25 protein-coding genes and 1 tRNA gene are annotated in these 22,898 nt (G+C 61.7%); 9 read left to right on the top strand and 17 right to left on the bottom strand.

Going from position 1 to position 22,898, the window contains the following annotated elements; genetic code table 11:
* Nucleotides 1-205: 205 nt before the first annotated feature.
* Genes rsfS through obgE form a run of 5 tightly spaced genes read right to left on the bottom strand, consistent with a single transcriptional unit; the run spans nucleotide 206 to nucleotide 4,824 of the window.
* Nucleotides 206-697, bottom strand: a complete 492-nt coding sequence (rsfS, locus tag J3R84_RS16820; RefSeq protein ID WP_025425127.1) for a ribosome silencing factor — start codon at nucleotides 695-697, stop codon at nucleotides 206-208.
* A 44-nt stretch (nucleotides 698-741) separates the two neighbouring features.
* Nucleotides 742-1,350, bottom strand: coding sequence for a nicotinate-nucleotide adenylyltransferase (locus J3R84_RS16815; protein WP_025425126.1), 609 nt, complete (start codon nucleotides 1,348-1,350; stop codon nucleotides 742-744).
* Between the two features lie 16 nt (nucleotides 1,351-1,366).
* The gene (locus tag J3R84_RS16810; protein ID WP_025425125.1) at nucleotides 1,367-2,650 is read right to left on the bottom strand and encodes a glutamate-5-semialdehyde dehydrogenase; all 1,284 of its coding nucleotides are present in this window, start codon (nucleotides 2,648-2,650) and stop codon (nucleotides 1,367-1,369) included.
* Nucleotides 2,643-3,812: a glutamate 5-kinase gene (gene proB, locus J3R84_RS16805; RefSeq protein WP_025425124.1), complete on the bottom strand. Its 1,170-nt coding sequence runs from the start codon at nucleotides 3,810-3,812 to the stop codon at nucleotides 2,643-2,645. Before proB ends, J3R84_RS16810 begins: the two co-directional genes overlap by 8 nt.
* Before the next feature lies 1 nt (nucleotide 3,813).
* Nucleotides 3,814-4,824 carry a GTPase ObgE gene (gene obgE / locus J3R84_RS16800; protein ID WP_057210849.1) on the bottom strand — a complete coding sequence of 337 codons (1,011 nt, stop codon included), beginning with the start codon at nucleotides 4,822-4,824 and terminating at the stop codon, nucleotides 3,814-3,816.
* Nucleotides 4,825-4,909: 85 nt separating this feature from the next.
* Here obgE and J3R84_RS16795 point away from each other — a divergent pair, with 85 nt between their 5' ends.
* Nucleotides 4,910-5,770, top strand: coding sequence for an endonuclease/exonuclease/phosphatase family protein (locus J3R84_RS16795; protein WP_203529678.1), 861 nt, complete (start codon nucleotides 4,910-4,912; stop codon nucleotides 5,768-5,770).
* A 42-nt stretch (nucleotides 5,771-5,812) separates the two neighbouring features.
* Here J3R84_RS16795 and J3R84_RS16790 read toward each other — a convergent pair whose 3' ends face one another.
* The 4 genes from J3R84_RS16790 to rplU all read right to left on the bottom strand — a co-directional run bounded on the left by J3R84_RS16790 (nucleotide 5,813) and on the right by rplU (nucleotide 7,832).
* Nucleotides 5,813-6,397: a GNAT family N-acetyltransferase gene (locus tag J3R84_RS16790; RefSeq protein ID WP_025425121.1), complete on the bottom strand. Its 585-nt coding sequence runs from the start codon at nucleotides 6,395-6,397 to the stop codon at nucleotides 5,813-5,815.
* The gene (locus J3R84_RS16785) at nucleotides 6,394-7,026 is read right to left on the bottom strand and encodes a GNAT family N-acetyltransferase (RefSeq protein ID WP_025425120.1); all 633 of its coding nucleotides are present in this window, start codon (nucleotides 7,024-7,026) and stop codon (nucleotides 6,394-6,396) included. Before J3R84_RS16785 ends, J3R84_RS16790 begins: the two co-directional genes overlap by 4 nt.
* A gap of 131 nt (nucleotides 7,027-7,157) precedes the next feature.
* A complete protein-coding gene (gene rpmA / locus J3R84_RS16780; protein WP_025425119.1) occupies nucleotides 7,158-7,427 on the bottom strand; it encodes a 50S ribosomal protein L27 in 270 nt (89 codons plus the stop codon).
* 33 nt (nucleotides 7,428-7,460) lie between these two features.
* Nucleotides 7,461-7,832 carry a 50S ribosomal protein L21 gene (gene rplU / locus J3R84_RS16775; protein ID WP_025425118.1) on the bottom strand — a complete coding sequence of 124 codons (372 nt, stop codon included), beginning with the start codon at nucleotides 7,830-7,832 and terminating at the stop codon, nucleotides 7,461-7,463.
* 302 nt (nucleotides 7,833-8,134) lie between these two features.
* On the opposite strand from rplU, the gene J3R84_RS16770 reads away from it, so the two are divergent.
* Nucleotides 8,135-8,224, top strand: a tRNA-Ser gene (locus J3R84_RS16770).
* A gap of 87 nt (nucleotides 8,225-8,311) precedes the next feature.
* Here the strand turns inward: J3R84_RS16770 and J3R84_RS16765 are convergent.
* The 4 genes from J3R84_RS16765 to J3R84_RS16750 all read right to left on the bottom strand — a co-directional run bounded on the left by J3R84_RS16765 (nucleotide 8,312) and on the right by J3R84_RS16750 (nucleotide 11,166).
* Nucleotides 8,312-8,533, bottom strand: a complete 222-nt coding sequence (locus J3R84_RS16765; protein WP_225906505.1) for a hypothetical protein — start codon at nucleotides 8,531-8,533, stop codon at nucleotides 8,312-8,314.
* Between the two features lie 59 nt (nucleotides 8,534-8,592).
* A complete protein-coding gene (locus J3R84_RS16760) occupies nucleotides 8,593-8,808 on the bottom strand; it encodes a hypothetical protein (protein ID WP_225906506.1) in 216 nt (71 codons plus the stop codon).
* 87 nt (nucleotides 8,809-8,895) lie between these two features.
* Nucleotides 8,896-10,008, bottom strand: a complete 1,113-nt coding sequence (locus tag J3R84_RS16755; RefSeq protein WP_203529679.1) for a DUF937 domain-containing protein — start codon at nucleotides 10,006-10,008, stop codon at nucleotides 8,896-8,898.
* Nucleotides 10,009-10,656: 648 nt separating this feature from the next.
* Nucleotides 10,657-11,166 (bottom strand): hypothetical protein, encoded by a 510-nt coding sequence (locus J3R84_RS16750; protein ID WP_203529681.1) that lies wholly within the window; start codon nucleotides 11,164-11,166, stop codon nucleotides 10,657-10,659.
* A gap of 237 nt (nucleotides 11,167-11,403) precedes the next feature.
* On the opposite strand from J3R84_RS16750, the gene J3R84_RS16745 reads away from it, so the two are divergent.
* Nucleotides 11,404-11,565 (top strand): hypothetical protein, encoded by a 162-nt coding sequence (locus J3R84_RS16745; protein ID WP_164474930.1) that lies wholly within the window; start codon nucleotides 11,404-11,406, stop codon nucleotides 11,563-11,565.
* Nucleotides 11,566-11,743: 178 nt separating this feature from the next.
* Here the strand turns inward: J3R84_RS16745 and J3R84_RS16740 are convergent, their stop codons facing one another.
* Nucleotides 11,744-13,051 (bottom strand): amidase, encoded by a 1,308-nt coding sequence (locus tag J3R84_RS16740; protein ID WP_025425115.1) that lies wholly within the window; start codon nucleotides 13,049-13,051, stop codon nucleotides 11,744-11,746.
* A 532-nt stretch (nucleotides 13,052-13,583) separates the two neighbouring features.
* On the opposite strand from J3R84_RS16740, the gene J3R84_RS16735 reads away from it, so the two are divergent.
* The 4 genes from J3R84_RS16735 (at nucleotide 13,584) to J3R84_RS16720 (ending at nucleotide 19,449) form a co-directional block, all read left to right on the top strand.
* Nucleotides 13,584-14,762 (top strand): IS110 family RNA-guided transposase, encoded by a 1,179-nt coding sequence (locus J3R84_RS16735; RefSeq protein ID WP_025429639.1) that lies wholly within the window; start codon nucleotides 13,584-13,586, stop codon nucleotides 14,760-14,762.
* A 382-nt stretch (nucleotides 14,763-15,144) separates the two neighbouring features.
* Nucleotides 15,145-16,707 (top strand): alkaline phosphatase D family protein, encoded by a 1,563-nt coding sequence (locus J3R84_RS16730; RefSeq protein ID WP_025425113.1) that lies wholly within the window; start codon nucleotides 15,145-15,147, stop codon nucleotides 16,705-16,707.
* A 201-nt stretch (nucleotides 16,708-16,908) separates the two neighbouring features.
* A complete protein-coding gene (gene typA, locus J3R84_RS16725) occupies nucleotides 16,909-18,735 on the top strand; it encodes a translational GTPase TypA (protein WP_025425112.1) in 1,827 nt (608 codons plus the stop codon).
* Nucleotides 18,736-18,942: 207 nt separating this feature from the next.
* Nucleotides 18,943-19,449, top strand: a complete 507-nt coding sequence (locus J3R84_RS16720) for a GNAT family N-acetyltransferase (protein ID WP_025425111.1) — start codon at nucleotides 18,943-18,945, stop codon at nucleotides 19,447-19,449.
* Between the two features lie 114 nt (nucleotides 19,450-19,563).
* On the opposite strand, the gene J3R84_RS16715 is transcribed toward J3R84_RS16720, so the two are convergent.
* A complete protein-coding gene (locus tag J3R84_RS16715; RefSeq protein ID WP_025425110.1) occupies nucleotides 19,564-20,181 on the bottom strand; it encodes a hypothetical protein in 618 nt (205 codons plus the stop codon).
* Between the two features lie 159 nt (nucleotides 20,182-20,340).
* Here J3R84_RS16715 and ppa point away from each other — a divergent pair, with 159 nt between their 5' ends.
* A complete protein-coding gene (gene ppa, locus J3R84_RS16710) occupies nucleotides 20,341-20,877 on the top strand; it encodes an inorganic diphosphatase (protein WP_025425109.1) in 537 nt (178 codons plus the stop codon).
* Between the two features lie 8 nt (nucleotides 20,878-20,885).
* Here the strand turns inward: ppa and J3R84_RS16705 are convergent, their stop codons facing one another.
* Both J3R84_RS16705 and J3R84_RS16700 read right to left on the bottom strand, forming a co-directional pair.
* The gene (locus J3R84_RS16705; protein WP_025425108.1) at nucleotides 20,886-21,203 is read right to left on the bottom strand and encodes a DUF167 domain-containing protein; all 318 of its coding nucleotides are present in this window, start codon (nucleotides 21,201-21,203) and stop codon (nucleotides 20,886-20,888) included.
* A gap of 4 nt (nucleotides 21,204-21,207) precedes the next feature.
* Nucleotides 21,208-21,501 carry a YggT family protein gene (locus J3R84_RS16700; protein WP_025425107.1) on the bottom strand — a complete coding sequence of 98 codons (294 nt, stop codon included), beginning with the start codon at nucleotides 21,499-21,501 and terminating at the stop codon, nucleotides 21,208-21,210.
* A 133-nt stretch (nucleotides 21,502-21,634) separates the two neighbouring features.
* Here J3R84_RS16700 and J3R84_RS16695 point away from each other — a divergent pair, with 133 nt between their 5' ends.
* Nucleotides 21,635-22,876 (top strand): MFS transporter, encoded by a 1,242-nt coding sequence (locus tag J3R84_RS16695; protein WP_025425106.1) that lies wholly within the window; start codon nucleotides 21,635-21,637, stop codon nucleotides 22,874-22,876.
* Nucleotides 22,877-22,898: the final 22 nt, after the last annotated feature.

The raw sequence follows: 22,898 nt of genomic DNA, 5'->3' as shown, positions 1-22,898 counted from the left end.
CGATTCAAGGAGAAGGTCATGCAGCGCACTAAAGCGTTACAGCGACATTTGCACGTCATGCCAGACGCGGCGCTGCAAGCTACGATCAGTCGCAACAATTATCCTGGCTGCGAACGCCGCTTCGGCGATGACAGCCACATTCCCAATATGTATGATCGCAATACGGTGCGTGCGGCGGCTCAGACGCCCGACGAACCGTGCGATCTCAATGCAGCGTGCCGTCCTCGATCTCCGGTGTCGCCCACATCTTCTCGATGTTGTAGAACTCCCGGATTTCCGGCCTGAAGATGTGAATGATCACATCGCCGGTATCGATCAGCACCCAGTCACCCGTTTCCAGACCTTCGACGCGGGCGTTGCCGAAGCCCTCGTCCTTCAGGTCCGTGGTCAGATGGTCGGCAATCGCCGCCACATGCCTGCTCGATCGCCCGGAGACAACGACCATGAAGTCCCCCAGCGCCGACTTGCCGGCAATGTTGATGGTAACGATATCTTCTGCCTTCGAGTCCTCTAGGCTTTCGAGGACCAGTTGAAGCGCACGGACAGCGGCTTCGTCGCTAGATCCCGTGCTGCGTGGGAACGCGGAGGCCGCATATCCCTTGGCGTGTGCTGTTGTCAGGGTTTTTCCTTTCCAGGTGAACAGAACAGGCACTTCCGATTCGACTGTTTCGCTCGAACCGTCAGTAAATGTAGGCATCAAACCAGAACGGTTTCAAGACACGAGAAATGAATCATTCGATTTCACGCCGTTCTGGCGGATCGAAGTGCCGTCGAACTCATCGAGGAGCGCGGCCCGTGTATGAAGGTCCAGGCGGGTGCCGGGTGAAAAGCAAGGCGCCGGGCATCGTCTTCGTCGATGCGGGCATAGTCGAAAGTCTTGGCCATGCGCGAGGAGAGATAGGCAAGCGTCGAGCCCGGCCGATCGATGACGGCGATCGGAACCGTGCGGGCGATTTTCTGCCAATTCTGCCAGCGGTGAAAGCTGCGCAGGTTGTCGGCCCCCATGATCCAGACGAAGCGGATATCGCGGTTGCGGGCCTTTACCATCTCGAGCGTGCGAGCGGTATAGCTCTGCCCCAGCGCCTTTTCGAAGGCGGTCACCTTGATGCGCGGATTCGGGGCGATCTTCTCGCTGAGCGCGATGCGATCGGCAAGCGGCGCCAGATTATTGTGGTTCTTCAGCGGGTTTCCGGGGGTGACCATCCACCAGAGCTGGTTGAGGCCGAGGCGCTGGATCGCCGTTTCGGCGACCAGCACATGCCCCTGATGCGGCGGATTGAACGAGCCGCCGAACAGGCCGACCACCATGCCGCTTTCGACATGGGGCATGCGCAGATAGCGGCCGTTCACTTCGCTGGACGTCACGTCAGGGCCTGACCTGTCCGGCGCCGCGCACGCGATACTTGAACGATGTCAGCTGCTCGACGCCAACGGGGCCGCGGGCGTGCATCTTGCCGGTGGCAATGCCGATCTCGCCGCCCATGCCGAATTCGCCGCCATCGGCAAACTGGGTGGAGGCATTGTGCAGCAGGATGGCGGAATCGATTTCGGCGAAGAAGCGCTCGACGACATCGGCATCCTCGGCGATTACCGCCTCGGTATGCGCCGAGGACCAGGTGTTGATATGTTCGATCGCGCCGGAAATCCCGTCCACCAGTCGGACAGAGATGATCGCGTCGAGATATTCCGTCGACCAATCCGCGTCCGTCGCCGGCCGCAAGCCATCGATGGTTCCGGCAAGCTCTTCGGACACCCGCACTTCGCAGCCGGCTGCGAGCAGCGCCTGAAGTAGCGGCCTTGCCAGCTTGTCCGCAGCATTGCTGTCGATCAGCAGTGTCTCGGCGGCACCGCAGATACCAGTGCGGCGCATCTTGGCATTGACGACGATCTTTTCGGCCATGGCGAGATCAGCGGATGCGTCGACATAGATGTGGCAGAGGCCTTCGAGGTGGGCGAACACCGGCACGCGCGCCTCGTTCTGGACCCGTGCGACGAGGCTTTTTCCGCCGCGCGGAACGATGACGTCGATCGTGCCACCGAGGCCCGAGAGCATGGCGCCGACGGCAGCGCGATCGGCAACCGGCACCATCTGGATCGCATGCTCGGGCAGGCCAGCAGCCTTCAGGCCTTCGACGAGGCAGGCATGGATGGCGCGCGAGGAATGGAAGCTGTCGGAGCCGCCCCGCAGGATGACGGCATTGCCCGCCTTCAGGCACAGTGCACCGGCATCTGCCGTCACGTTCGGGCGGCTTTCGTAGATCACGCCGATGACGCCGAGCGGCGTACGCACGCGCTCGATGTGCAGGCCATTGGGGCGATCCCACTCGGCAATGACGTCGCCAACCGGATCCTTGAGGTCGGCAATCGCGCGAATGCCGTTGGCCATGTCGCGGATCCGGCTCTCCGTCAGCGTCAGGCGGTCGATGAAGGACGCGGCGATGCCGGACTGGCGGGCGTTTTCAAGATCGATCGCGTTGGCGGCAAGAATCTCGTCGCGGCGATTGACGATGATCTCGGCCATGGCAACGAGGGCCGCATGCTTGCGTTCGGCGGTGGCGACGGCAAGCGGCCGGCTTGCCGCCTTCGCCTGGCGGCCGATCTCCAGCATGACGCCTTCGACGTCATCCTTATTCCTGACTTCATCAAGCATGGACTTCATCCCTCCGGCCGTCCTTCTCGTCGGCGCGCTTGCCGGTCATCACCAGATCGTCGCGATGCACCATGGCGGCGCGGCCGGCATAGCCGAGGATCGCCGCGATCTCTGCGGATTTCTTGCCGGCGATCTGGCGAGCCTCGTCGGCGTCATAGCCGGCAAGACCACGGGCGATTTCGCGGCCCGCTGCGCCGAGAATGGCAATGGTGTCGCCGCGGCTGAAGGTGCCCTTCACTTCGCGCACGCCGGCAGGCAGCAGGCTCTTGCCGGAGCGCAGCGCCTCCTCGGCGCCGGCATCGATGGCGAGCGTGCCGGCCGGCAGCAGCTGCCCGGCAATCCAGGTCTTGCGTGCGGTCACCGGTGAGCCCGATGGTGCAAACCAGGACGAGCGAGCGCCTTCCTCGATGGCCGCCAGCGGATGGTTGGGTTTGCCCGAGGCGATGATCATGGAGCAGCCGGCGGTGGTTGCGATCTTGCCGGCATCAATCTTGGTGCGCATGCCGCCGCGCGACAGCTCGGAGGCAGCCCCCCCTGCCATCGCCTCGATCTCGGGCGTGATCTCCGCGATCGTGTCGAGGAAACGGGCATCGGGGTCGAGATGCGGCGGCGCCGTATAGAGGCCGTCGATGTCGGAAAGCAGCACCAGGAGGTCAGCGCCGACCATGGTGGCGACGCGGGCGGCCAGGCGGTCGTTGTCGCCATAGCGGATTTCGGTGGTCGCCACCGTATCGTTCTCGTTGATGATCGGCACGGCGCCGAGCTTCAGCAGCTGGTTGATCGTGGCGCGGGCATTCAAATAGCGTCGACGCTCCTCGGTGTCGCCGAGCGTCAGTAGCACCTGGCCGGCGACGATCGCGTCTGTCGAAAGACTTTCCGACCAGGCGCGGGCAAGCGCGATCTGGCCGACGGCCGCGGCCGCCTGGCTTTCCTCGAGTTTTAGCGCGCCAGAAGGGAGTTTCAGTACGGTGCGGCCGAGCGCGATGGCGCCGGAGGAGACGACGAGCACGTCGACGCCCTTGGCCCTGAGGGCGGCGATGTCGGCACACATGGCGTCGAGCCAGGCCTTTTTCAGCCCGGTCGCGCGATCGACCAACAGGGCCGACCCGATCTTGATGACGACCCGGCGATACTTCTGAAGCGGCTTGCGGGTCTTCGTCATGTCAGGCGGTCTCTTCTCCGGACTTTGCCGCGACAATGACGGTGCGTAGCGCCCGCAATGCCTCGGTCATGCCCTTGCTGGTGGCGGCCGAAAGCAGGAGAGGCTGCTCGCCGCAGGCCTTTGCCAGCGCCTTGGCCTTCACCTTCAATTCGTCCTCGTCGAGCACGTCGATCTGCGACAGCGCGACGATCTCGGGTTTGTCTTCGAGCCCGCCGCCATAGGCTACGAGTTCGTGTTTCACGGTCTTGTAGGCCTTGGCGACGTCTTCTTCCTGGGCCGAGACGAGGTGAAGCAGCACGCGCGTGCGCTCGACATGGCCGAGGAAACGGTCCCCGATACCAACGCCTTCATGCGCGCCTTCGATCAGGCCGGGAATGTCGGCGATGATGAACTCGTTGCCGTCGATGGTGGCGACGCCGAGGTTCGGGTGCAGCGTGGTGAAGGGGTAATTGGCGATCTTCGGCCGCGCCCGGGTGCAGGCGGCAAGGAAGGTCGATTTGCCGGCATTGGGCAGGCCGACGAGGCCGGCATCGGCGATCAGCTTCAGCCGCAGCCAGATGGTTTTTTCTTCGCCTTCGAGGCCGGGGTTGGCCCAGCTTGGCGCCTGGTTGGTGGCGGACTTGAAATGGGCATTGCCGAAGCCGCCATTGCCGCCGGCGGCAAGCCGGTAGCGCTGGCCTTCGGCGACCATGTCGACGATCAGCGTCTCGCTGTCTTCCTCGAAGATCTGGGTGCCGACCGGAACCTTCAGCGTCACGTCGGCGCCGCCGGCGCCCGTGCGGTTGCGGCCCATGCCGTGCGTGCCGGTCTTGGCCTTGAAGTGCTGCTGGTAGCGGAAGTCGATCAGGGTATTGAGGCCGTTGACCGCCTCGACCCAGACGTCGCCGCCGCGGCCGCCGTCGCCGCCATCAGGTCCACCGAATTCGATGAATTTTTCACGACGGAACGACACGGCGCCTGCGCCGCCGTCGCCGGAGCGTATGTAGACTTTCGTTTCGTCTAGAAATTTCATTGGACTGCCATCTGTTCGGTGTATTTGCGCGGTCGTATTTTGCCGCCATCGATATAGGCGGTTCATCCGGAGGTCAAAGAATATCGTGCGTTTTGCCAGCTACAACATCCAATACGGCATCGGTCTTGACGGCCAGTTTGAACCCGAGCGCATTGCTGCGTCGCTTGGCGGCGCCGACATCATCGCGCTGCAGGAAGTGACACGCGGTTTTCACCGCAACGGCCACGTCGATCTGGTTGCCCGTTTCGAAGCGCTCTTCCCCGGTCATTTCTCAGCCTTTCATGCCCCTTGCGACATCGATATCGGCTCTTCGATCGAGGGCGGCCGCGTCGTCAACCGGCGCTTCCAGTTCGGCAACATGATCCTGTCGCGCTGGCCGATCCTGTCGACCCGGTTGATATCGCTGCCGCGCACCCGGACCATCAGCCCGATGAACCTGCAGCGCGGCGCCACCGAAGCGCTGGTCGCCACGCCGGGCGGGCCGCTGCGCGTCTATTCCGTGCATCTCGACCATGTGCTTCCCGCCGAGCGCATCGCCCAGATCCGCTTCCTCAAGGAGCGGCTGCTCGGCTATCCGCTTGAGGGCGGCGGCATTACCGGGGCTGCCGATTTCGGTCTTGCTGAGCCGCCGCATCCGGAGGATTTCGTCGTCATGGGCGACTTCAACATGGAGCCGGAGACGCCGGAATATTGCGCGATGGCCGGCTCGCGCGACGCTTATTACGGACGCTCGCTTCGGCTCGAAAATCCGGTCGACGTGCTCGCCCATCTCAACCGGCTGACGCCGGAAAGCTATAGCTGGGTTCATCCCGACAATCCTCAAAAGCGCATGCATCTCGACTATGGCTTCATCAGCACCGGCCTGGTGCCGCAGCTGAAGGACGCCTGGACCGATTACGACGCCAAGGGGTCCGATCATCTTCCTGTTGGTTTTGAACTCGCTTGACGAATATCCCCGCAAAGGCATGGCTTCGCGGGGATTGTTTCTTCAGTGTGGCCGGCGCAGATCTGCCGCGCTCAGCCGGGTCTCGATATGGGCGACCATGGCATTGCGGGCGAGCGCATAGATCTGGCTGCAGCCGGTGATCTGGAAGCCGAGCTTTTCCTGGACCTTGAGCGACCCCGGATTGTCGGCGAAGACGCCGGAATGCAGGGTCGTTTCCGGCATGCGCCGGAAGAAGCGCTCGATCGCCGCATAGGCTGCTTCGCTCGCCAGGCCCTTGCCCCAGTAGAACCGGTTCAGCCAGTAGCCGACATGCCATTGGCCGTGCCTGAGCTCGATGCCGATGCAACCGATATGCACGTCGTCGCCGGTGGTGATCGCCAGCGTCCAGTCGGGGGTGAGTCCCGAGGTCTGGCTTGCCAGCCAATCGAGCGCATCCTGCTGGTCGTAAGGTGCAGGCACACGCGAGAGCATGCGCGCCACCTGGAAATCGCCCAGCGACTGAGCGATCGCCTCGGCATCGCTTCGGCTGTGGGGCCTCAGCACCAGCCGCCTGGTTTCGATGACCGGGCAGGGCCCGGGGCCGGGACGGATCGCGGTGCGCGAGCGTTCGGAGGTGAGCGCGTTCATCGCATGCCTCCCCAGCTTCTGAGCGAAACCCAGGTCTTGCGGTCGAGCCGATACCATTCGACAGAGATCGAGCCGCCGAGCGCCAGGCTGCCGACCATGCCGCTGCCCTGGAACTGGAAGCCGCACTTCTGGATGACCCGGCGCGAGGCGAGGTTCATGACCCGGCAGCGCGCATCGATCTGGTCGATGTCACGGGTGCGAAAGGCCATGTCGGTGAGCGCCTGGGCAGCCTCTGTGGCATAGCCTTGGTTCCAATAGGGTTCGCCCAGCCAGTAGCCGAGTTCCGCCGTCTTGCCATCGGGGTGCGGCTCGATACCGCAACAACCGAGGAATGCGCCATTATCCGCTTTGGTAATCGCGTAGACGCACTTGCCAATCGTGCCGGCTTTGGCGCGTCGCACGAAATCGGCGGCATCGGCCGTCGTATACGGGTGCGGCATGCGCGAGACCATGGTGGCGACATTGGCATTGTTGGCAAGATGGGCAAGGGCGTCGATATCGTCTTCATGGGGCGCGCGCAGAACGAGCCGGGGTGACAACAATATCGGGCAATCGGTCCTTGACCGTTGGGGCCTCAGCCTTTGTTCGGGAGACCGTGATTGGTCTTCCCTCAGTAGCTCGGTTTGCATGGTTCGTCCTCCAGAAACGAAAAAAAGGGGAGTTGGGTATTGCCCCATCTCCCCTTTTTAGGTCTGGCTTGGAACCGTTAGGTGCGTCAGCCGGGTCGATGAGACGCCGGCTGTTTTAGAGCGCTACCGGCTTATTCCGCTGCTTCCGCTTTCGGCATTACAGACACGTACACGCGGCCATTGGCCTTCGTACGGAAGTCCACGTTACCTGCCGTAAGCGCAAAAATCGTATGGTCCTTGCCGAGGCCGACATTGGCGCCCGGATGCCACTTGGTGCCGCGCTGACGCAGAATAATGTTGCCGGCGATGACCTTCTCGCCGCCGAACTTCTTCACGCCAAGGCGCTTGGACTCGGAATCGCGACCGTTGCGCGACGAACCGCCAGCTTTTTTGTGTGCCATTGGTGTTCTCCTTTAAACCTTCGATCCCAAAACTCAGTTTGCAGCTTCAGCGGCGGCTTCAGACTTCTTGGAAGCCTTCTTTGCCTTGCCACCGGCAGCAGCGATGTCCAGGATGCGGACGGTCGTCTGGTGCTGGCGGTGACCGCGCGAGCGCTTGGAGTTCTGGCGGCGACGCTTCTTGAAGGCGATGACCTTCTTGGCGCGGCCCTGTTCAACGACTTCGGCGCTGACAACGGCACCTTCGACAAACGGAGCGCCGATGGTTGCATCGGCGCCGACGCCGACCATCAGGATCTCGGTGAATTCAATCTTGTCGCCTGCTACGCCTTCCAGCTTTTCGATGGTTACGACGTCGTTGGCTGCCACGCGGTACTGCTTACCGCCGGTCTTGATGACTGCGAACATTCTTTATCCTTTCATGTTCGGGCCGGCTCTTTACCCCAGGGGCAAGGCCGTCTTTTTGTCAGTCGACATTTTTAGCAGAACTCCGGGATCATTCCCGAAGCCCTGCCGGTGAATGGGCGCAAATCACACCCGCTGCGGTGAGGGCAAGCCACACCACTTCATTGCGCGAATTACGGGAAACGCGCTCCTCTGTCAAGAAGAAGGCACTCGCCGCATTGGATAATCTTCACCGAGGCCCTTGCCAGCACCCGAATCTGCCGCTATGAACCCGACCGCGCCGAACAAGCGCCGACCGACTATGCGGAGAGGTGGCAGAGTGGTCGAATGCACCGCACTCGAAATGCGGCATACCTGCAAGGGTATCGTGGGTTCAAATCCCACCCTCTCCGCCATCGGGACTTCAATCCTGCTTTAGCCCGAATTCCTCCCAGCTCGCCAGAGTAGCTTCAGGCGACGAAGCGGGCATTGCCGGCGCAGCGTCAGGCGATTTTCAGCGCGGCCGATATTTCCGATAGGGTCGCTTTCTCCGCTTCGCTGACGGCGACACCGCCGAAACCCAGGAATCCACCTTCCTTGGCGGCTTCCGCTACGCGCTGGCTGATCTGATACAGCCATGCGGCGAAGGCGCTGGCATCATCCGGAGCCTTGGTTTCGACGACCGTTCGCGCCTGCTGCAACGTTTCGATGCATCTGGCCTTCATGTCCTCAGGCTTGGAGCCTTTCAGTTTCGCCTGCAGGCCGTCGCGTGCCGTCGTTCGTCCTACCGAGGTTTCGAAGTCGGCGACGAGCGCTTTGACGAGCGGATTGGCCGCGGCATCGTTTTTGCCTGCAGCAGGGCGCGGCTGTTGGCGAGGCCCTCCTTGAGCATGCCCCACAGGCCGCTCGGCTCCGCCGCGGTCACGGCTATGCCCGCCATCATCACGCTCTCCAGAAGCAACGTCCATTCCTCCGGGGTGAATGCCGATTTGTCAGCCATGGCTGACCCTCCTTCGTTCGATTTCGTGTTCATGACAGTCGTTGCCGATCCACGCGGCGCGCCGAGTGCCGACGGTTTCTCGAAACATCAGGTCGACAGGGCCGTCAGCTTCGTCTTCAATGCATCGATAGTGGGTTTCAGAATGTCCGAAACGCCGGGGATGGCCAAAACCTTGTCGAACAGCCCATTGAGCGTGGGCATCATCGGCGTGATCAGGGCCGTGAGGGCTGCCTTCTGCCCGGCTGAGAGTTGCCCGGCCACACCGCTGACCTTGTCGAGCTGGCTCGAGACATCCTCCAGCTTCGGCAAGGCCGCCGTGGCGGAGGCCGCATCGGTAACGCCCGTCAGCGCTGTCTGCAGGCTGGCCATGCCGTCCTTGACCTGCTGGCCGACATCGACCCCGCCGACCGTCAAGCTCTGCTCAGGCGTGCCGGCCTGGGGCGCGACCGGTTCCTTTGGCCTGCCGAACAGGTAGAAAAGCACGCCGGAAATCACCAGGGCGGCAATCACCCAATAAAGCCAGTTGCGCGACGAGGCTGGCGCGGCGGCCGCTGCTGCCGCTGCGCGTTGGCCGGCACCACCGACTGCGGAGGCCGAAGCGGCAGCGCTGCGGGTCGCTTGGCTGGCAGAGGCTGCAGCGGTTTGTGCCGGAGCGCCGAGCGAGCCGAGCAGGCCGGTGCCGCCGAGCAGGTCTCTGACGCCGGATGGCAATGCGGCGGCGATATTGTCCTTCTGGCTGGCGAGCAGACCGGCGATGCCGTTGGCGCTCAGGTCGCCTCCGCTCTGCTGGGCGAGGCCGCCCATGACCAGCGGAGCAAGCGTTGCCAGCAGCGAGCCGCTCGCCCTTTGATCCATGCCGGAAACCCCGCCTATGGCCGTTGCCAGCGCACTGCCGTCCTTGGCGCCAAACAGCGATGAGATGATCTGTGAGCCGTTTTGGGCAAGCGAAACCTGGTCGCCACCCGCCAGCATTCCCATGAGATTGTCGAGCGAGCCGCTCTGTTGTTTGGCGCTGTCGGCGATCTTTTGCGCGCCGCCCGGCTGCGCGGCGACGCCGGTCAGGCCCGCCAGAATTGCCGGTACGGCAGCGGCGACGGCGCTCTGCACCTTGCTGCTATCCAGGCCAAGCACTGAAGCGATGCGCGCGATCATGTCAGGGGTAAGCATCTGCGCGATGTAGGAAACAAGATTGCTGGCCATTGGCTTTTCCTCCACGTTGATGTCGTCGAACAACGACTCTGGTCATCGAGCGGGGCTCGACGGCGCGGCAATTGGCTGCAAGCAATTCGCGTTTAACTGATTATCGACTGCGAGATTTGTTCGCCAGGAACTCTACAGCGCCGCGCGTCTTGTTAGATGCGCAAAGGTCGCTGCAACACTTTGAATTGCTGCATGTTTTTAACCTTAAATCGAATTCGATTTAAGGAAACATGCAGTAGGCGCAGAAATACTAGCACCTGTAGGTGTATTGCGCCAGTTCGCAACAACCTTCGGAAATAAGCGTGTTGTGTCGCTTGTCGCCCACCCGGGCCTTGCCTCGCCTCTCCCGTTTGTCCGTCTTCTCCTTCTCTTAGAGGGCGGCCCGGACGATGCGCCGGAACATTTCTGTGCCGGATTCAGGCGTGATGACCGCCGCCTATGGACGGCATGTGCGAACGTTCCGGGAACTGAAACGCGCTGCTCAAGCGAGCCTCGACGGCCGGGAGTGATCTCGTGTCTACTGCATGTTTCCTTAAATCGAATTCGATTTAAGGAAACATGCAGTAATTCAGAGTGCTACAGCGACATTTGCGCGTGTAATAAAGACGCGCGGCGCTGTAGTCCAGGGATACCGCTGCGATGACGATGTCACTCTTCATGCGTGCGCAGCCACGCCTCCAGCCCGGCAATCACCGCGAGCCTCAGGCATGCGTTCTTGGCAAGCGCTCGGGCAAGGGACTGTCCATCGGACAAAAAACCCATCTCGTGCATGACGTCGTCGGGCTTCAGGCGTTGCTTTGCCATGATCGCCTTGATCCGGGTGATCGTGGAGGGAAGCAGGTAACGTCCGCTGGCGATGGGGGCACCTGCGGGTATGGGAGAAGGCACGGCGGCCGTGGGCGGAACTGGAGTGGCAACAGGCAACACGCCTGATATCGCCAGCCAGGTCAGGAAGCCGTCGCGCTCGCCAGGGGTGGCCTTTGCCCACGAATTCTTGAGTTTCTCAAGGCGGGTCCGCTGCGGCTTCAGGCCGGCGATGACGAGAGCCTTGCGAAGCGAGGAGATCCTGCCGGTGAGCACATCACTGTGGATGTCCGGGAACTCGGCCTTCAACCGCTGCTCATAATGCGCGTTATCGCGCTTCGGCTTTTTCGACATTTTCAGTTCCGACGTTCATCTCCTGCGTCCTCTAGCGCGCCGCGCGGGCGAGGGCGAGTAAAAAGGCGATGCCGCCAAGCCGCGTATATCGGGCCACTTGTTTCGAGAGGCCGAGCCCGATGCCAAGCCGCGACCAGAGCGTCATGCAAAGCTCTGCCCGTCAAGCTTTGCACAAGTCGGGCTTTATACCATCGCGCCAAGAGCCGGGATGTGACACGGCGAACAAAGGACGATGATATGTCAAGCGATATCGAGCATTATACCGATCCGCAGGATTCGGCCGTTGCCCTCTACCTCACGAACAATGACGGCGAAGAGCTAACCAATGTGCTGGTCGCAGCACTCGAGGATGCGTTCCGCATCCTTCGCGACGAGGTTTCCGGCGAAACGATGCACTGAGGCGAGACGGCGAGGCCCAGTTCGCTATGCAAGCACAGGCGTGGGCTTTGCAACTGGCCGCCAACTGCAAAGCCGTTCGGTTCGCTGGCCAGGCTTCATATATACGATACGGGCGCCCTCGCGTGAGCGCCCTCAACTGATTATGTGCCGGGGTTTGGTTCGGGTCGAACCGGACGCATCACCTTTCCCGTAACAGCGCCTCGACCGAGGCCGCTACCGCCAGCAGCGTCCCGTCCGTTCCGTTCCTGCCCACCAACATCAGGCCAGCCGGGCGGGTCGGCCCCGGCATCGGCAAGGTTATGGCCGTGAGATCGAACTGGTTTGCGACCTGGCAGTTGCGCAAGAGCAAGCCCTCGACGCGATCATATTCTGCCTCATTCGCCTCCACGGAGGCGATCGGCACTGCGGCGATCGGCGTCGTCGGCAAGACGATGAGATCGTAGGCGGAGAGCCGATCGTCCATGGCACTTGCTAGGCCTGCTCTCGTTTCCAACAGCGCATCTAGTGCTGCCTGCGGCGTCAGCAAACGACGTCGAAGCGTCGATGAAACCCTGATGTCGACCGGTGCGTCGTGATCCGAAAGCCAGTCGGCATGCAGACGGCTCGCCTCGAGGCCGGCGATCGAGCCGATCGCGGTCGCCTTCTTCAACCGGTCGATAAGGTCGTCGATACCGCAATCGACAAGGTCGGCGCCCGCAGCAGTGAGGCGGTCGAGACATGCCGTAAAGTGTGTGGCTATTTCGGTTGAGAGCGCGGCCAGGAGCTGGCCGCGTGGCACGCCGATCCGCAGGCCGGCAATCGGCTGGGGAACAAGCGCTGTTACCGGCTCGCCGGCCATGACGGCATCGACAGCTGCGCAGTCGCTGACCGTGTGGGCGAGCGGCCCGATAGAATCGAGACTCGGGGCAAGCGGGAAGGCGCCGTCGAGGGACACGCGGCTGGCGGTCGGTTTGAAACCGACGAGGCCGTTCAGCGCCGCCGGGATGCGCACGGAACCGCCGGTGTCGGAGCCGATGGCGATATCGCAGGTGCCTTCCGCCGCCGACACGGCCGCGCCCGAGGACGAGCCGCCGGGGATCAGGCTTTCATCGGTCGCGTTGCCGGGAACCGGATAATGGGGATTGAGGCCGACCGCGGTGAAGGCGAATTCGGTCATATGGGTCTTGCCGACGATCACGGCGCCGGCGGCGCGCAATCTCCTGACCACGACGGCGTCCTGTTGCGGCACGGCTGCCGTGCGCTTGATGATCGAGCCGGCGAGCGTCGGTTCTCCGGCAACGTCGAAAAGATCCTTGATCGAAACGATCTTGCCGTCGAGCGGTCCGAGCGTGGCGCCGGCCTGAAGGCGGCGGTCGGCGGCATCGGCCTCGATGCGGGCGCTGTCGGCATAGAGCTTGACATAGGTCTTCTCGTTCTCCCGACGGGCATCGAGCCGGCTCAGGATCTGTTCGAGGTGATCACGCACGGGAGTGTTCGAATGGGACACGATAAGGAACCTGCCGATATCTGACGTCGCCGGGCGGCGAGCTGAAGCGTTTCGTCCGTAGCGCAGCAAGGGGGGCCGCGGCCGCGGACGAGATTCTTCATAGCAGGGCTTGCGGCAAATGCCATGAGGTTGCACCCGCCGCACCGCCTCCATGCAAGTGGATATTCAGCAGGGTTTATGCGCGCAGAGAATGAACCGACGATAGACGAAAGTGCGCAGGCAGTTTCGCAGGTTTGCAGATTTGCGCTGTGCGGCGGCGATCGATTGGTGCGAGGCGCGTTCGATGGTCTCGAAGCCGGCAGCCTTCGATCCCTGGCGGATCGCCCAGGTCGAGAAACGTCCGACTGCCTTCGGCCCGGCCCAGTCGCCGTCGAAGACGAGCCACCTTCGAAGGCCCTGTATTCACCGAATTGTCGCGAAACCGTTCAAATAGTTTCACGCCACTGTTAAGATTCCATGGGGAGTGAATAGCGGCCGGCGCTCTGGCAGAGTGAGGCTGCAATAACGCACTCACCTCATAGGAGACGCCGTCATGGAAGCTGGAACTTCCCAACCGCATTCGCCGACCGCTATCCGCACTGATCTTGCCGCAATTTTCGTGTCGTTGGAACTCTCTCGCTCAACCTGGCTGATCACATCGTTGTCGCCGGGAAACGGCGAGAAGATGTCGAAGCACTCTGTGGTTGGCGGCGATGTGACGGCATTGCTGGGTCGTTTTACTCAGCTCCAGGAGAAGGTGCGATCTCGTACGGGCAATCAGGTTCCGATCGTGAGCATTCAGGAAGCCGGGCTTGACGGCTTCTGGATCGATCGTGTGCTGAAGGCGAACGGGATAGAAAGTTACGTCGTCGATCCAGCCTCGATAGCAACCTCGCGCAGGCGCCGGCGAGCGAAGACGGACAAATTGGATGGTGAGGCGCTGGTCCGAGCGCTGTTGGCCTTCAAACGCGGAGAGCCACGGGTGTGCGCCATGGTCAATGCGCCAAGCCCCGAGGAAGAAGATCGCCGTCGCCTTTGCCGGGAGCGCAAGGTTCTGATCGCCGAGCGCGTCAAACATGTCAATCGCATTAAAGGCCTGCTCTTCGGTCAGGGCATAAGTGGTTACGAGCCGCTGCGCAAGAACCGGCGCAAGCAACTGGACGAGCTTCACACGGGTGATGGCCGTCCTTTGCCGACCCACCTCAAAACTCAAATAAGCCGTGAACTTGATCGCCTTGAATTGTTGCTAGAGCAAATTACAGCGGTGGAGAACGAGCGCGATACGCTCCTGGCGGCGCAAAAGAACAGCGTGGCGGCAACGCTGATCCCAACTGGGGCGATGTTGTGCGAAGTCAAAGGCATTGGTCTGGAATTCGCGGCTGTTCTCTGGACCGAAGGGCTGTTTCGCCATTTTGACAACCGGCGACAGGTTGCTGCGTACGCGGGGCTGGCACCGACACCCTGGCAGAGTGGAACCATCGATCACGAGCAAGGCGTCTCGAAGGCGGGCAACCCGCGCCTGCGTACCACGATGATCCAACTGTCGTGGTTGTGGTTGCGCCATCAGCCGCAATCAGCGTTGAGCCAGTGGTTTACGGCCCGCGTGCAATCCAGCGGTGGGCGCGCGAAGAAGAGCGCGATCGTGGCGCTGGCACGCAAATTGTTGGTTGCTCTATGGAAATATGTGATCGCCGGCGTTGTCATCGAGGGCGCGGTGTTAAAGACGGCCTGACAATGCACACAAGCCACATTCTCTAATCTTCCAGGAGCGATCAATCCTGGCGGATCCAGGGGGACGAACCGATCCGCGACATGGCTTCAAACGCCGCTACTAAGAATGGTCTCGTCCTCCTGAGCCTTTGCCGCAACGCAAGCGGAATGATGGTGCAGCCGCTCGGCGCGGCGACCGAATGTGAGTTTGAACCGGCAATGGAAACAGGCCCGTTCACGCGAACAGGCTCAGCCTTGGATGCCGAAAGAGCGACCGAAGGAAACATGCGATGGACCTTTAAAAGTTCTTGACCCGAAGTTCCCCATGTGAGTCGCTGACATACGAACAGCTAAAGGTCCGGCACGCGAAATCCGCTTTCGCAGGGCTCGAACCGGAGGCTTGTTTGGCCGAAATCCTCACCACGCTGTCCCGCCGTTCCTTCCTTCTGTCTGCCGGTGCTGCCGGCCTCGTTGCGTCCTCCGGTCTTGCAACACCGTTCTATGCCCGCGGCTACGGCCGTCCGGAATTCATCCACGGGGTGCAGTCGGGCGATGTCGACACGAGTTCCGGCATGGTGTGGACGCGGGTCGACAGGCCGTCGCGGGTGACGCTCGACTATTCGACGACCGAAAGCTTTTCCAATCCGGTTCGTCTCGCCGAACTCACCGCAACACCGCAGACGGATTGTGCGGTCAAATGCGCGCTGGAGGATCTGCTTCCGGACCAGGACATCTTCTATCGGTTCACCGCGACCGATCTTTACGACATCAACCGGGTGTCCGAGCCGGTCGTCGGGCGGTTTCGCACCGCGCCGTTGCGCAAGCGCTCGGTCCGCTTCGTCTGGTCCGGCGACACGGCCGGCCAGGGTTGGGGCATCGACGATGTCGGCATGAAGACCTATTCGACCATGCGCCTGCACGAGCCGGACTTCTTCATCCATTCCGGCGACACGATCTACGCCGACAATCCCATTCCCGACGAGATAGCCTTGCGCGACGGCGGCATCTGGAAGAACCGGGTGGTGACGCATGAGAAGCGCGATGTGGCGCGCACGCTCGAGGAATATCGCGGCCAGTGGAAGTATAATCTGCTCGACAACCATGTGCGTGAACTCAACGCCGTCTGCCCGACCTTCTATCAGTGGGACGATCACGAGGTCCTGAACAACTGGTCGGCCTCGACAGACCTCAGCGACGATCCGCGCTATCCGGAAAAGGACGTTGCGGTCTACGCCGCGCGCGCGGGGCGCGCTTTTAACGAGATGACGCCGGTCCGCACGCCGCCGACGCAGCCCGGCCGCATCTTCCGCAAGATTGCCTACGGTCCGCTGCTCGATGTCTTCTTCGTCGACCTTCGGTCCTATCGCGGCCCCAACCAGGGGGAGGGTGATGGTGGCCTGTTCGGCTGGCGCCAGGCGGACTGGCTGAAGCGGGAGCTTGCCGCGTCGCGCGCCGTCTGGAAGGTGATCGCCTGCGATATGCCTGTTGGTCTCGTCGTCTGGGACGATTATGCCAACCGGCGTGGTTCCGATGCAATCGCCAATGGCGACAATGGTCCACCGACGGGTCGCGAAACCGAGTTTGCCGAGCTGCTCCGCTTCATCAGGGACAATGCCATCGACAACCTCGTGTGGCTGACGGCGGATGTGCATTATACGGCCGCGCATCACTACGATCCGTCGCGGGCGGCCTTCAAGGATTTCCTGCCATTCTGGGAGTTCGTTTCCGGTCCCTTGCATTCCGGTACCTATGGTCCGAAGGAGCTGGACATGACGTTCGGCCCGGACGTGCGCTTCATCAAGGCGTCCGGTGGAGGTGTGGACAGCAACCTGCCTCCATCAGCCGGGCTGCAGTTCTTCGGCATCGTCGATATCAACGGCCAGACCAAGCAGATGACCGTGCGGCTGATGGATCGGCAGGACCAGGAATTGTGGCGCGTGACGCTCGACCCGGCCGCCGTCGCATGAGCGTTTTGGCTTTGGTTGAACCCTTTCCAAACCCGGTTGGCGCGACCCTTTCCGGTTGCAAACCCATGGCCTGTCGGGACTTCGGAGCCGGGCTCTTGCGCGCGCCCCCCTTTCGCAATCGCAAAAAAACCTGTATGAGCCCGACCATTGAAAAAGCGGCGTGGCCCATTGGGGCGTGCCCTAAACCTTCCGAGACGAAAAATGAGCATTCGTAACATCGCGATTATCGCGCACGTCGACCATGGGAAAACGACCCTTGTCGACGAGCTTCTGAAGCAGTCGGGCTCGTTCCGCGAAAACCAGCGCGTTGCCGAACGCGTCATGGACTCCAACGACATCGAAAAAGAGCGCGGCATCACCATTCTTGCCAAGGCGACGTCGGTCGAGTGGAAGGGTGTGCGCATCAACATCGTCGACACCCCCGGCCACGCCGACTTCGGCGGTGAAGTCGAACGCATCCTGTCGATGGTGGACGGCGCCATCGTTCTCGTCGACGCCTCCGAAGGCCCGATGCCGCAGACGAAGTTCGTCGTCGGCAAGGCGCTGAAGGTCGGCCTGAAGCCGATCGTCGCGATCAACAAGATCGACCGTCCTGATGGACGCCACGAAGAAGTCATCAACGAAGTCTTCGACCTCTTTGCGAACCTCGACGCCACCGACGAGCAGCTCGACTTCCCGATCCTCTACGGTTCGGGTCGTGAAGGCTGGATGAACGTCGCGCCTGAAGGCCCGAAGGACCAGGGCATGGCACCGCTTCTCGACCTCGTGCTCAAGCACGTTCCCGAGCCGACGGTCGGCGAGGGCCCGTTCCGCATGATCGGCACGATCCTGGAAGCAAACCCCTTCCTCGGCCGTATCATCACCGGCCGCATCCATTCGGGTTCGCTGAAGCCGAACCAGCCGGTCAAGGTTCTCGGCCAGGACGGCAAGCTGCTTGAAAACGGCCGTATCTCGAAGATCCTCGCATTCCGCGGCATCGAGCGTCAGCCGATCGAAGAAGCCCATGCAGGCGACATCGTCGCGATCGCCGGCCTGACCAAGGGCACCGTCGCCGACACCTTCTGCGACCCGTCGGTCTCCGAAGCGCTGACCGCACAGCCGATCGACCCGCCAACCGTCACCATGTCCTTCATCGTCAACGACAGCCCGCTTGCCGGCACCGAAGGCGACAAGGTGACGAGCCGCGTCATCCGCGACCGTCTGTTCAAGGAAGCCGAAGGCAACGTCGCGCTGAAGATCGAGGAATCCTCCGAGAAGGATTCGTTCTTCGTCTCCGGTCGTGGCGAATTGCAGCTCGCGGTTCTGATCGAAACCATGCGCCGCGAAGGTTTCGAACTCGCCGTCTCGCGTCCGCGCGTCGTCATGCACAAGGATGAGAACGGCCAGCTGCTCGAGCCGATCGAAGAAGTGGTCATCGACGTCGACGAAGAGCATTCCGGCGTCGTCGTTCAGAAGATGTCCGAACGCAAGGCCGAGATGGTCGAGCTTCGTCCGTCCGGCGGCAATCGCGTCCGGCTGGTGTTCTTCGCACCGACCCGTGGCCTGATCGGCTACCAGTCGGAACTGCTGACGGATACGCGCGGCACAGCGGTCATGAACCGTCTGTTCCACGCCTACCAGCAGTACAAGGGTGAGATCGGCGGCCGCGTCAACGGCGTGCTGCTCTCCAACGACGCCGGCGAATCGGTCGCCTACGCCATGTTCAACCTGGAAGACCGCGGCCCGATGATCATCGAAGCCGGCGAGAAGGTCTATGCCGGCATGATCATCGGCATCCACACGCGCGACAACGACCTGGAAGTCAACGTGTTGAAGGGCAAGAAGCTCACCAACATGCGTGCATCCGGCAAGGACGAAGCCGTCAAGCTGACGCCGCCGATCCGCATGACGCTCGAGCGCGCGCTGTCCTGGATCCAGGACGACGAGCTGGTCGAAGTCACGCCGAAGTCGATCCGTCTGCGCAAGATGTACCTCGACTCGAACGACCGTAAGCGCTTCGAGAAGTCGCGTACGGCTGGCGCCGCTTAAGCGCCCACCGACAAAAGCGAGCGATTAGCGAAACCCCGGAGCAATCCGGGGTTTTTTGCTGTGTGTGCCAGCGGGGGGCGGCTTGCGGATAAAGTTAAAAAGGCGTTAACCTTCCATGGGATGCCGTTAAAGTTGCCTGTGGGTTAACGCGACGCGGCCCCCGGGTGGGATTCCTGTTCGCCCTGTGTGCGTTTAGAGTCGTGAGTCATGAAGACTGTTTCGATCGAGGTCAGGCCTGGAGAACCGCAAGAGGCGTCGGCGATTGCCGACGTGCATCGCGTTTCGTGGCTACAAGCCTATGGCGGCATCATTCCGCACCGCCCCCTGGTCCAGATGGTCAATCGTCGAGACGAGGTCTGGTGGCGCAAGGCGACGCGGGGTCCGGCGACCTTGCTGGTCGTCGACGTGGCCGGAACGATTGCCGGCTATGCGACCCTCGGCCTCAGCCGCGCCAAGGCGCTGCCGCAGGAAGGCGAAATCTACGAGATCTACCTGCGGCCGGAATATCAGGGCATCGGCCTTGGACGGGTTCTCTTCGGCGAAGCCAAGAGCCTGCTGCGGTCGCTCGGCTGCAGGGGACTGGTCGTCTGGTGCCTCGAAGACAGCGATAACGCCTATCAGTTCTTCCAGGGGGCTGGCGGCAGCGATATCGCCGAGGGCATGGAAGATTTCGGCGACAAGCACCTCAAGAAGATCGGCTTTGCCTGGAACTGACGCCTGCTTGCGTCTGACCTCGATGTCACCTCCTGCATAATTCCTTAAATCGGATCCGATTTAAGGACAAAATTATGCAGCAAATTTAAAGCGCTACAGCGTCCTTTGCGCCTCCTATTTGACGCGCGGCGCGGTAGGCAATTGGTGACGCGACCCGCTCGCCTTCTCACCGCGCTTGCCATGGTAGGCTGCTTCGTCGATACCGCACCGGAACCCCGGGGCAATGTCGTCGGCGATCTTGCGGGCGAGCGTGTTCGGATCCGGATTGGCGAGTGCATCGACATAGCCGGCGACGCAGCCGATCCCGTCTTCCTTCTGCGCAACCTTTGAGATCACCAGGACCTGGCCGTCATAGGCCGAGTTGCCTTCGCCGGTTTTCGGATCGCCGTTCTCGATCACCCAGCGCAGGATGGCCGATACCGGCACCTTGTCCTTGTTCAGGCGCCACTCCACCATCGTGCCGGCGTGGTTGAAGGGGCCGAAGGTTTCGAAACCTTCCTTCAGGTATCGCGCATTCAGATGCCCGAAGAAGAAGCTTTGCCGGATATCGGATTCCTTGAAGTGGGCGGGGTAGCCGTCAGGGCCAGGACAGGTCATCGACATGAAGATGCCTTCGACTTCCTCCACAATAGTGCACTTGTCGCGGCTGACATCCGAATAGACGCTGTCGTTGGCCAGAACCGGCGTGGCGGCAAGTGCTGCAGCAAGGAAACATGCGGCCTTTGCGGTCATCCAAAATCCCTCCTTACGAGAAATCCTCTGATGCAATCAACTTCAGGTCACGGCGGGTTGGCAAGGTGAATCTGCACTCCGGACGAAAGTTATGTTGCATCGCGGCATGTTTCCCTTTATCCGACGGGCAAATTTCTCAACCGACCCTGGGAGTATTCCATGCGTATCGATGCGATTTCCATCGGAAAGAATCCACCGGAAGATGTCAACGTCATCGTTGAAGTTCCTGTTGGCGGCCATCCGATCAAGTACGAGATGGACAAGGAAGCCGGCACGCTCGTCGTCGACCGTTTCCTCTACACGCCGATGACCTATCCGGGGAACTACGGCTTCGTGCCGCACACGCTTTCCGATGATGGCGATCCGATCGACGTTCTGATCTGCAACACCCGTCCGCTCGTTCCGGGCTGCGTCATCAACGTCCGCCCGATCGGCGTGATGATGATGGAAGACAATTCCGGCCAGGACGAAAAGATCATCGCGGTTCCGTCGGGTCACCTGACGCAGCGCTACGACAAGGTGCATGAATACACCGACCTGCCGGAAATCACGCTCAAGCAGATCGAGCACTTCTTCGAGCACTACAAAGATCTGGAGCCCGGCAAGTGGGTCAAGATTTTCGGCTGGAAGGATGCCTCCGTCGCCAAGCAACTGATCAAGGAAGCGGTCGAGCGCGCCAAGGGCGAAAAGAAGTAAGCATCTGGCTATTTGCCGACCAGTTCGGCAAGCCGTTTCAAAACATCCTCCGGGTCGGCGTCGATCCGGAGGATTTTTTTGCGCTGCGTTTCGCCTGAGATGAAGGAAATGCGGTTCTTGGCGACGCCGATCTCTTTGGCGAGGACGGCGATCAGGGCCTGGTTGGCCTTGCCCTTTTCCGGAATGGCGCGCACGCGGACCTTGAGATGGTCCTGCCCGTCGGCGCCGCTCTCCACCCCATCGATCCCGTCGCGTCCGCCGTTCGGTGTCAGTCGAACGGTGACGCGCACGTGATCTCCGTGGGCGGTGAACGCTTGCTGCGTCAATGGATCAGCGCAGGAGCGCCGGCGCGATCGTCGTGTTCAGGAAAAGCTGGATGAAATAGAGGATCACCAGCACGACCAGCGGCGAAAGGTCGACGCCGCCCATATTGGGCAGGACCCGGCGGATCGGACGATAGAGCGGCTCGGTCAGCTGGTAGAGCGAGCGGCCGATCATGTTGATCGCCTGGTTGTTCACGTTGATGACGTTGAACGCATAGAGCCACGAAAAGATGGCTGACGCGATGATCAGAAACCACGCGATGTTGATAATAAAGTTCAAGGTGCCGATGACAGCAATCATGCCGGTCTCCAAATCGTTATTGACAGACATGTAGACATTGAGACCTAAACGAGCAAGTACGCCGATTTACCGTGCGCGATCATGTTTAATGCGGATCGGACAAAGATCGGTACCATCGAGGAGCGTTTCCCCTATGTCTGCCGTTCATACCACCCACCGTTTTGCCGCCTTCGGGCATGTCGGTTATCGCCGCTATTTCTTCTCGCGCTTCCTTGCCTACTTTGCCATTCAGATCATTTCAGTCGCGGTCGGTTGGCAGATCTACGACCTGACGCGCGATCCGTTCGACCTCGGGCTTATCGGGCTCTTCCAGTTCCTGCCGTCGCTGGTGCTGATTCTGGTCACGGGGTCAGTTGCCGATCGCTATAACCGGCGCATGATCATGGGCATCTGCATGGCCGTCAGCACGCTGTGTGCCGTGGCGCTGCTCACGTTGACGGTCACGGGGCTTTTCTCGCCCTGGCCTGTTTATGCGATCCTGGTCGTCTTCGGCATCGAGCGGGCGTTTCTCGCCCCCGCCTCGCAGTCGCTGGCACCCAATCTCGTCCCGCCCGAAGATCTACCCAATGCGATCGCCTGGAATTCGACCTCGTGGCAGACGGCGATGATCGTCGGTCCGGTTGCAGGCGGCCTGATCTATGGCTTCGGCTCCGTTGCGCCCTATGCCGTCGGCGTCTGCTTCTTCGCCGCCGCGGCGCTGATGGTGTTTGCCATCCCCAAGCCGGCGGCGCGCTCCAAGGCACCGGTGCAGAGCTGGGAAACGATCACAGCCGGTTTCCGCTATATCAAGGCGGAGAAGGTGGTGCTCGGTGCGATCTCGCTCGATCTGTTCGCGGTGCTGCTCGGCGGCGCTGTCGCGCTGATGCCGGTCTTTGCCCGCGATATCCTTGATCTTGGCCCATGGGGCCTAGGCTTGCTGCGCGCCGCCCCCGGCGTTGGCGCCGTCGGCATGGCGGTGTGGCTTGCCGCCCACCCCATTCGCCACCGCGCCGGCTTTTACATGTTCACCGGCGTCGCGCTCTTCGGCCTCGGCACCGTCGTCTTCGGCCTGTCGGCAACGCCATGGATATCGATCGCTGCACTGGTGGTCATGGGCGCTGCCGACATGATTTCGGTCTATGTACGCGAGATCCTGATCACGCTGTGGACGCCGGACGAGCTGCGCGGCCGCGTCAATGCCGTCAACATGGTGTTCGTCGGCGCCTCCAACGAGCTCGGCGAGTTCCGGGCCGGCATGATGGCATCCGGCTTTGGCGCAATCTTTGCCGTCGCTTTCGGCGGCGCAGGCACGTTGCTGGTGTCAGCGCTCTGGGCGCTCGGCTTCCCGCAGTTGCGCAAGATCGACACGCTCGACGTGCCGGAGCATCATCGTTAGAGCCTTTCCAGGAAATGCGCGG

Source organism: Ensifer canadensis (genome assembly GCF_017488845.2).
Lineage (GTDB): Bacteria > Pseudomonadota > Alphaproteobacteria > Rhizobiales > Rhizobiaceae > Ensifer > Ensifer canadensis.
This window is presented reverse-complemented; position numbering and strand designations above follow the sequence as displayed.

Coding starts and splice junctions, on each gene's coding strand:
- rsfS (WP_025425127.1), bottom strand. CDS start 697: ATGCCTACATTTACTGACGGTTCGAGCGAAACAGTCGAATCGGAAGTG.
- J3R84_RS16810 (WP_025425125.1), bottom strand. CDS start 2,650: ATGCTTGATGAAGTCAGGAATAAGGATGACGTCGAAGGCGTCATGCTG.
- proB (WP_025425124.1), bottom strand. CDS start 3,812: ATGACGAAGACCCGCAAGCCGCTTCAGAAGTATCGCCGGGTCGTCATC.
- obgE (WP_057210849.1), bottom strand. CDS start 4,824: ATGAAATTTCTAGACGAAACGAAAGTCTACATACGCTCCGGCGACGGC.
- J3R84_RS16790 (WP_025425121.1), bottom strand. CDS start 6,397: ATGAACGCGCTCACCTCCGAACGCTCGCGCACCGCGATCCGTCCCGGC.
- J3R84_RS16785 (WP_025425120.1), bottom strand. CDS start 7,026: ATGCAAACCGAGCTACTGAGGGAAGACCAATCACGGTCTCCCGAACAA.
- rpmA (WP_025425119.1), bottom strand. CDS start 7,427: ATGGCACACAAAAAAGCTGGCGGTTCGTCGCGCAACGGTCGCGATTCC.
- rplU (WP_025425118.1), bottom strand. CDS start 7,832: ATGTTCGCAGTCATCAAGACCGGCGGTAAGCAGTACCGCGTGGCAGCC.
- J3R84_RS16765 (WP_225906505.1), bottom strand. CDS start 8,533: ATGAAGGCCAGATGCATCGAAACGTTGCAGCAGGCGCGAACGGTCGTC.
- J3R84_RS16760 (WP_225906506.1), bottom strand. CDS start 8,808: ATGGCTGACAAATCGGCATTCACCCCGGAGGAATGGACGTTGCTTCTG.
- J3R84_RS16755 (WP_203529679.1), bottom strand. CDS start 10,008: ATGGCCAGCAATCTTGTTTCCTACATCGCGCAGATGCTTACCCCTGAC.
- J3R84_RS16750 (WP_203529681.1), bottom strand. CDS start 11,166: ATGTCGAAAAAGCCGAAGCGCGATAACGCGCATTATGAGCAGCGGTTG.
- J3R84_RS16745 (WP_164474930.1), top strand. CDS start 11,404: ATGTCAAGCGATATCGAGCATTATACCGATCCGCAGGATTCGGCCGTT.
- J3R84_RS16735 (WP_025429639.1), top strand. CDS start 13,584: ATGGAAGCTGGAACTTCCCAACCGCATTCGCCGACCGCTATCCGCACT.
- typA (WP_025425112.1), top strand. CDS start 16,909: ATGAGCATTCGTAACATCGCGATTATCGCGCACGTCGACCATGGGAAA.
- J3R84_RS16720 (WP_025425111.1), top strand. CDS start 18,943: ATGAAGACTGTTTCGATCGAGGTCAGGCCTGGAGAACCGCAAGAGGCG.
- J3R84_RS16715 (WP_025425110.1), bottom strand. CDS start 20,181: ATGACCGCAAAGGCCGCATGTTTCCTTGCTGCAGCACTTGCCGCCACG.
- ppa (WP_025425109.1), top strand. CDS start 20,341: ATGCGTATCGATGCGATTTCCATCGGAAAGAATCCACCGGAAGATGTC.
- J3R84_RS16700 (WP_025425107.1), bottom strand. CDS start 21,501: ATGATTGCTGTCATCGGCACCTTGAACTTTATTATCAACATCGCGTGG.
- J3R84_RS16695 (WP_025425106.1), top strand. CDS start 21,635: ATGTCTGCCGTTCATACCACCCACCGTTTTGCCGCCTTCGGGCATGTC.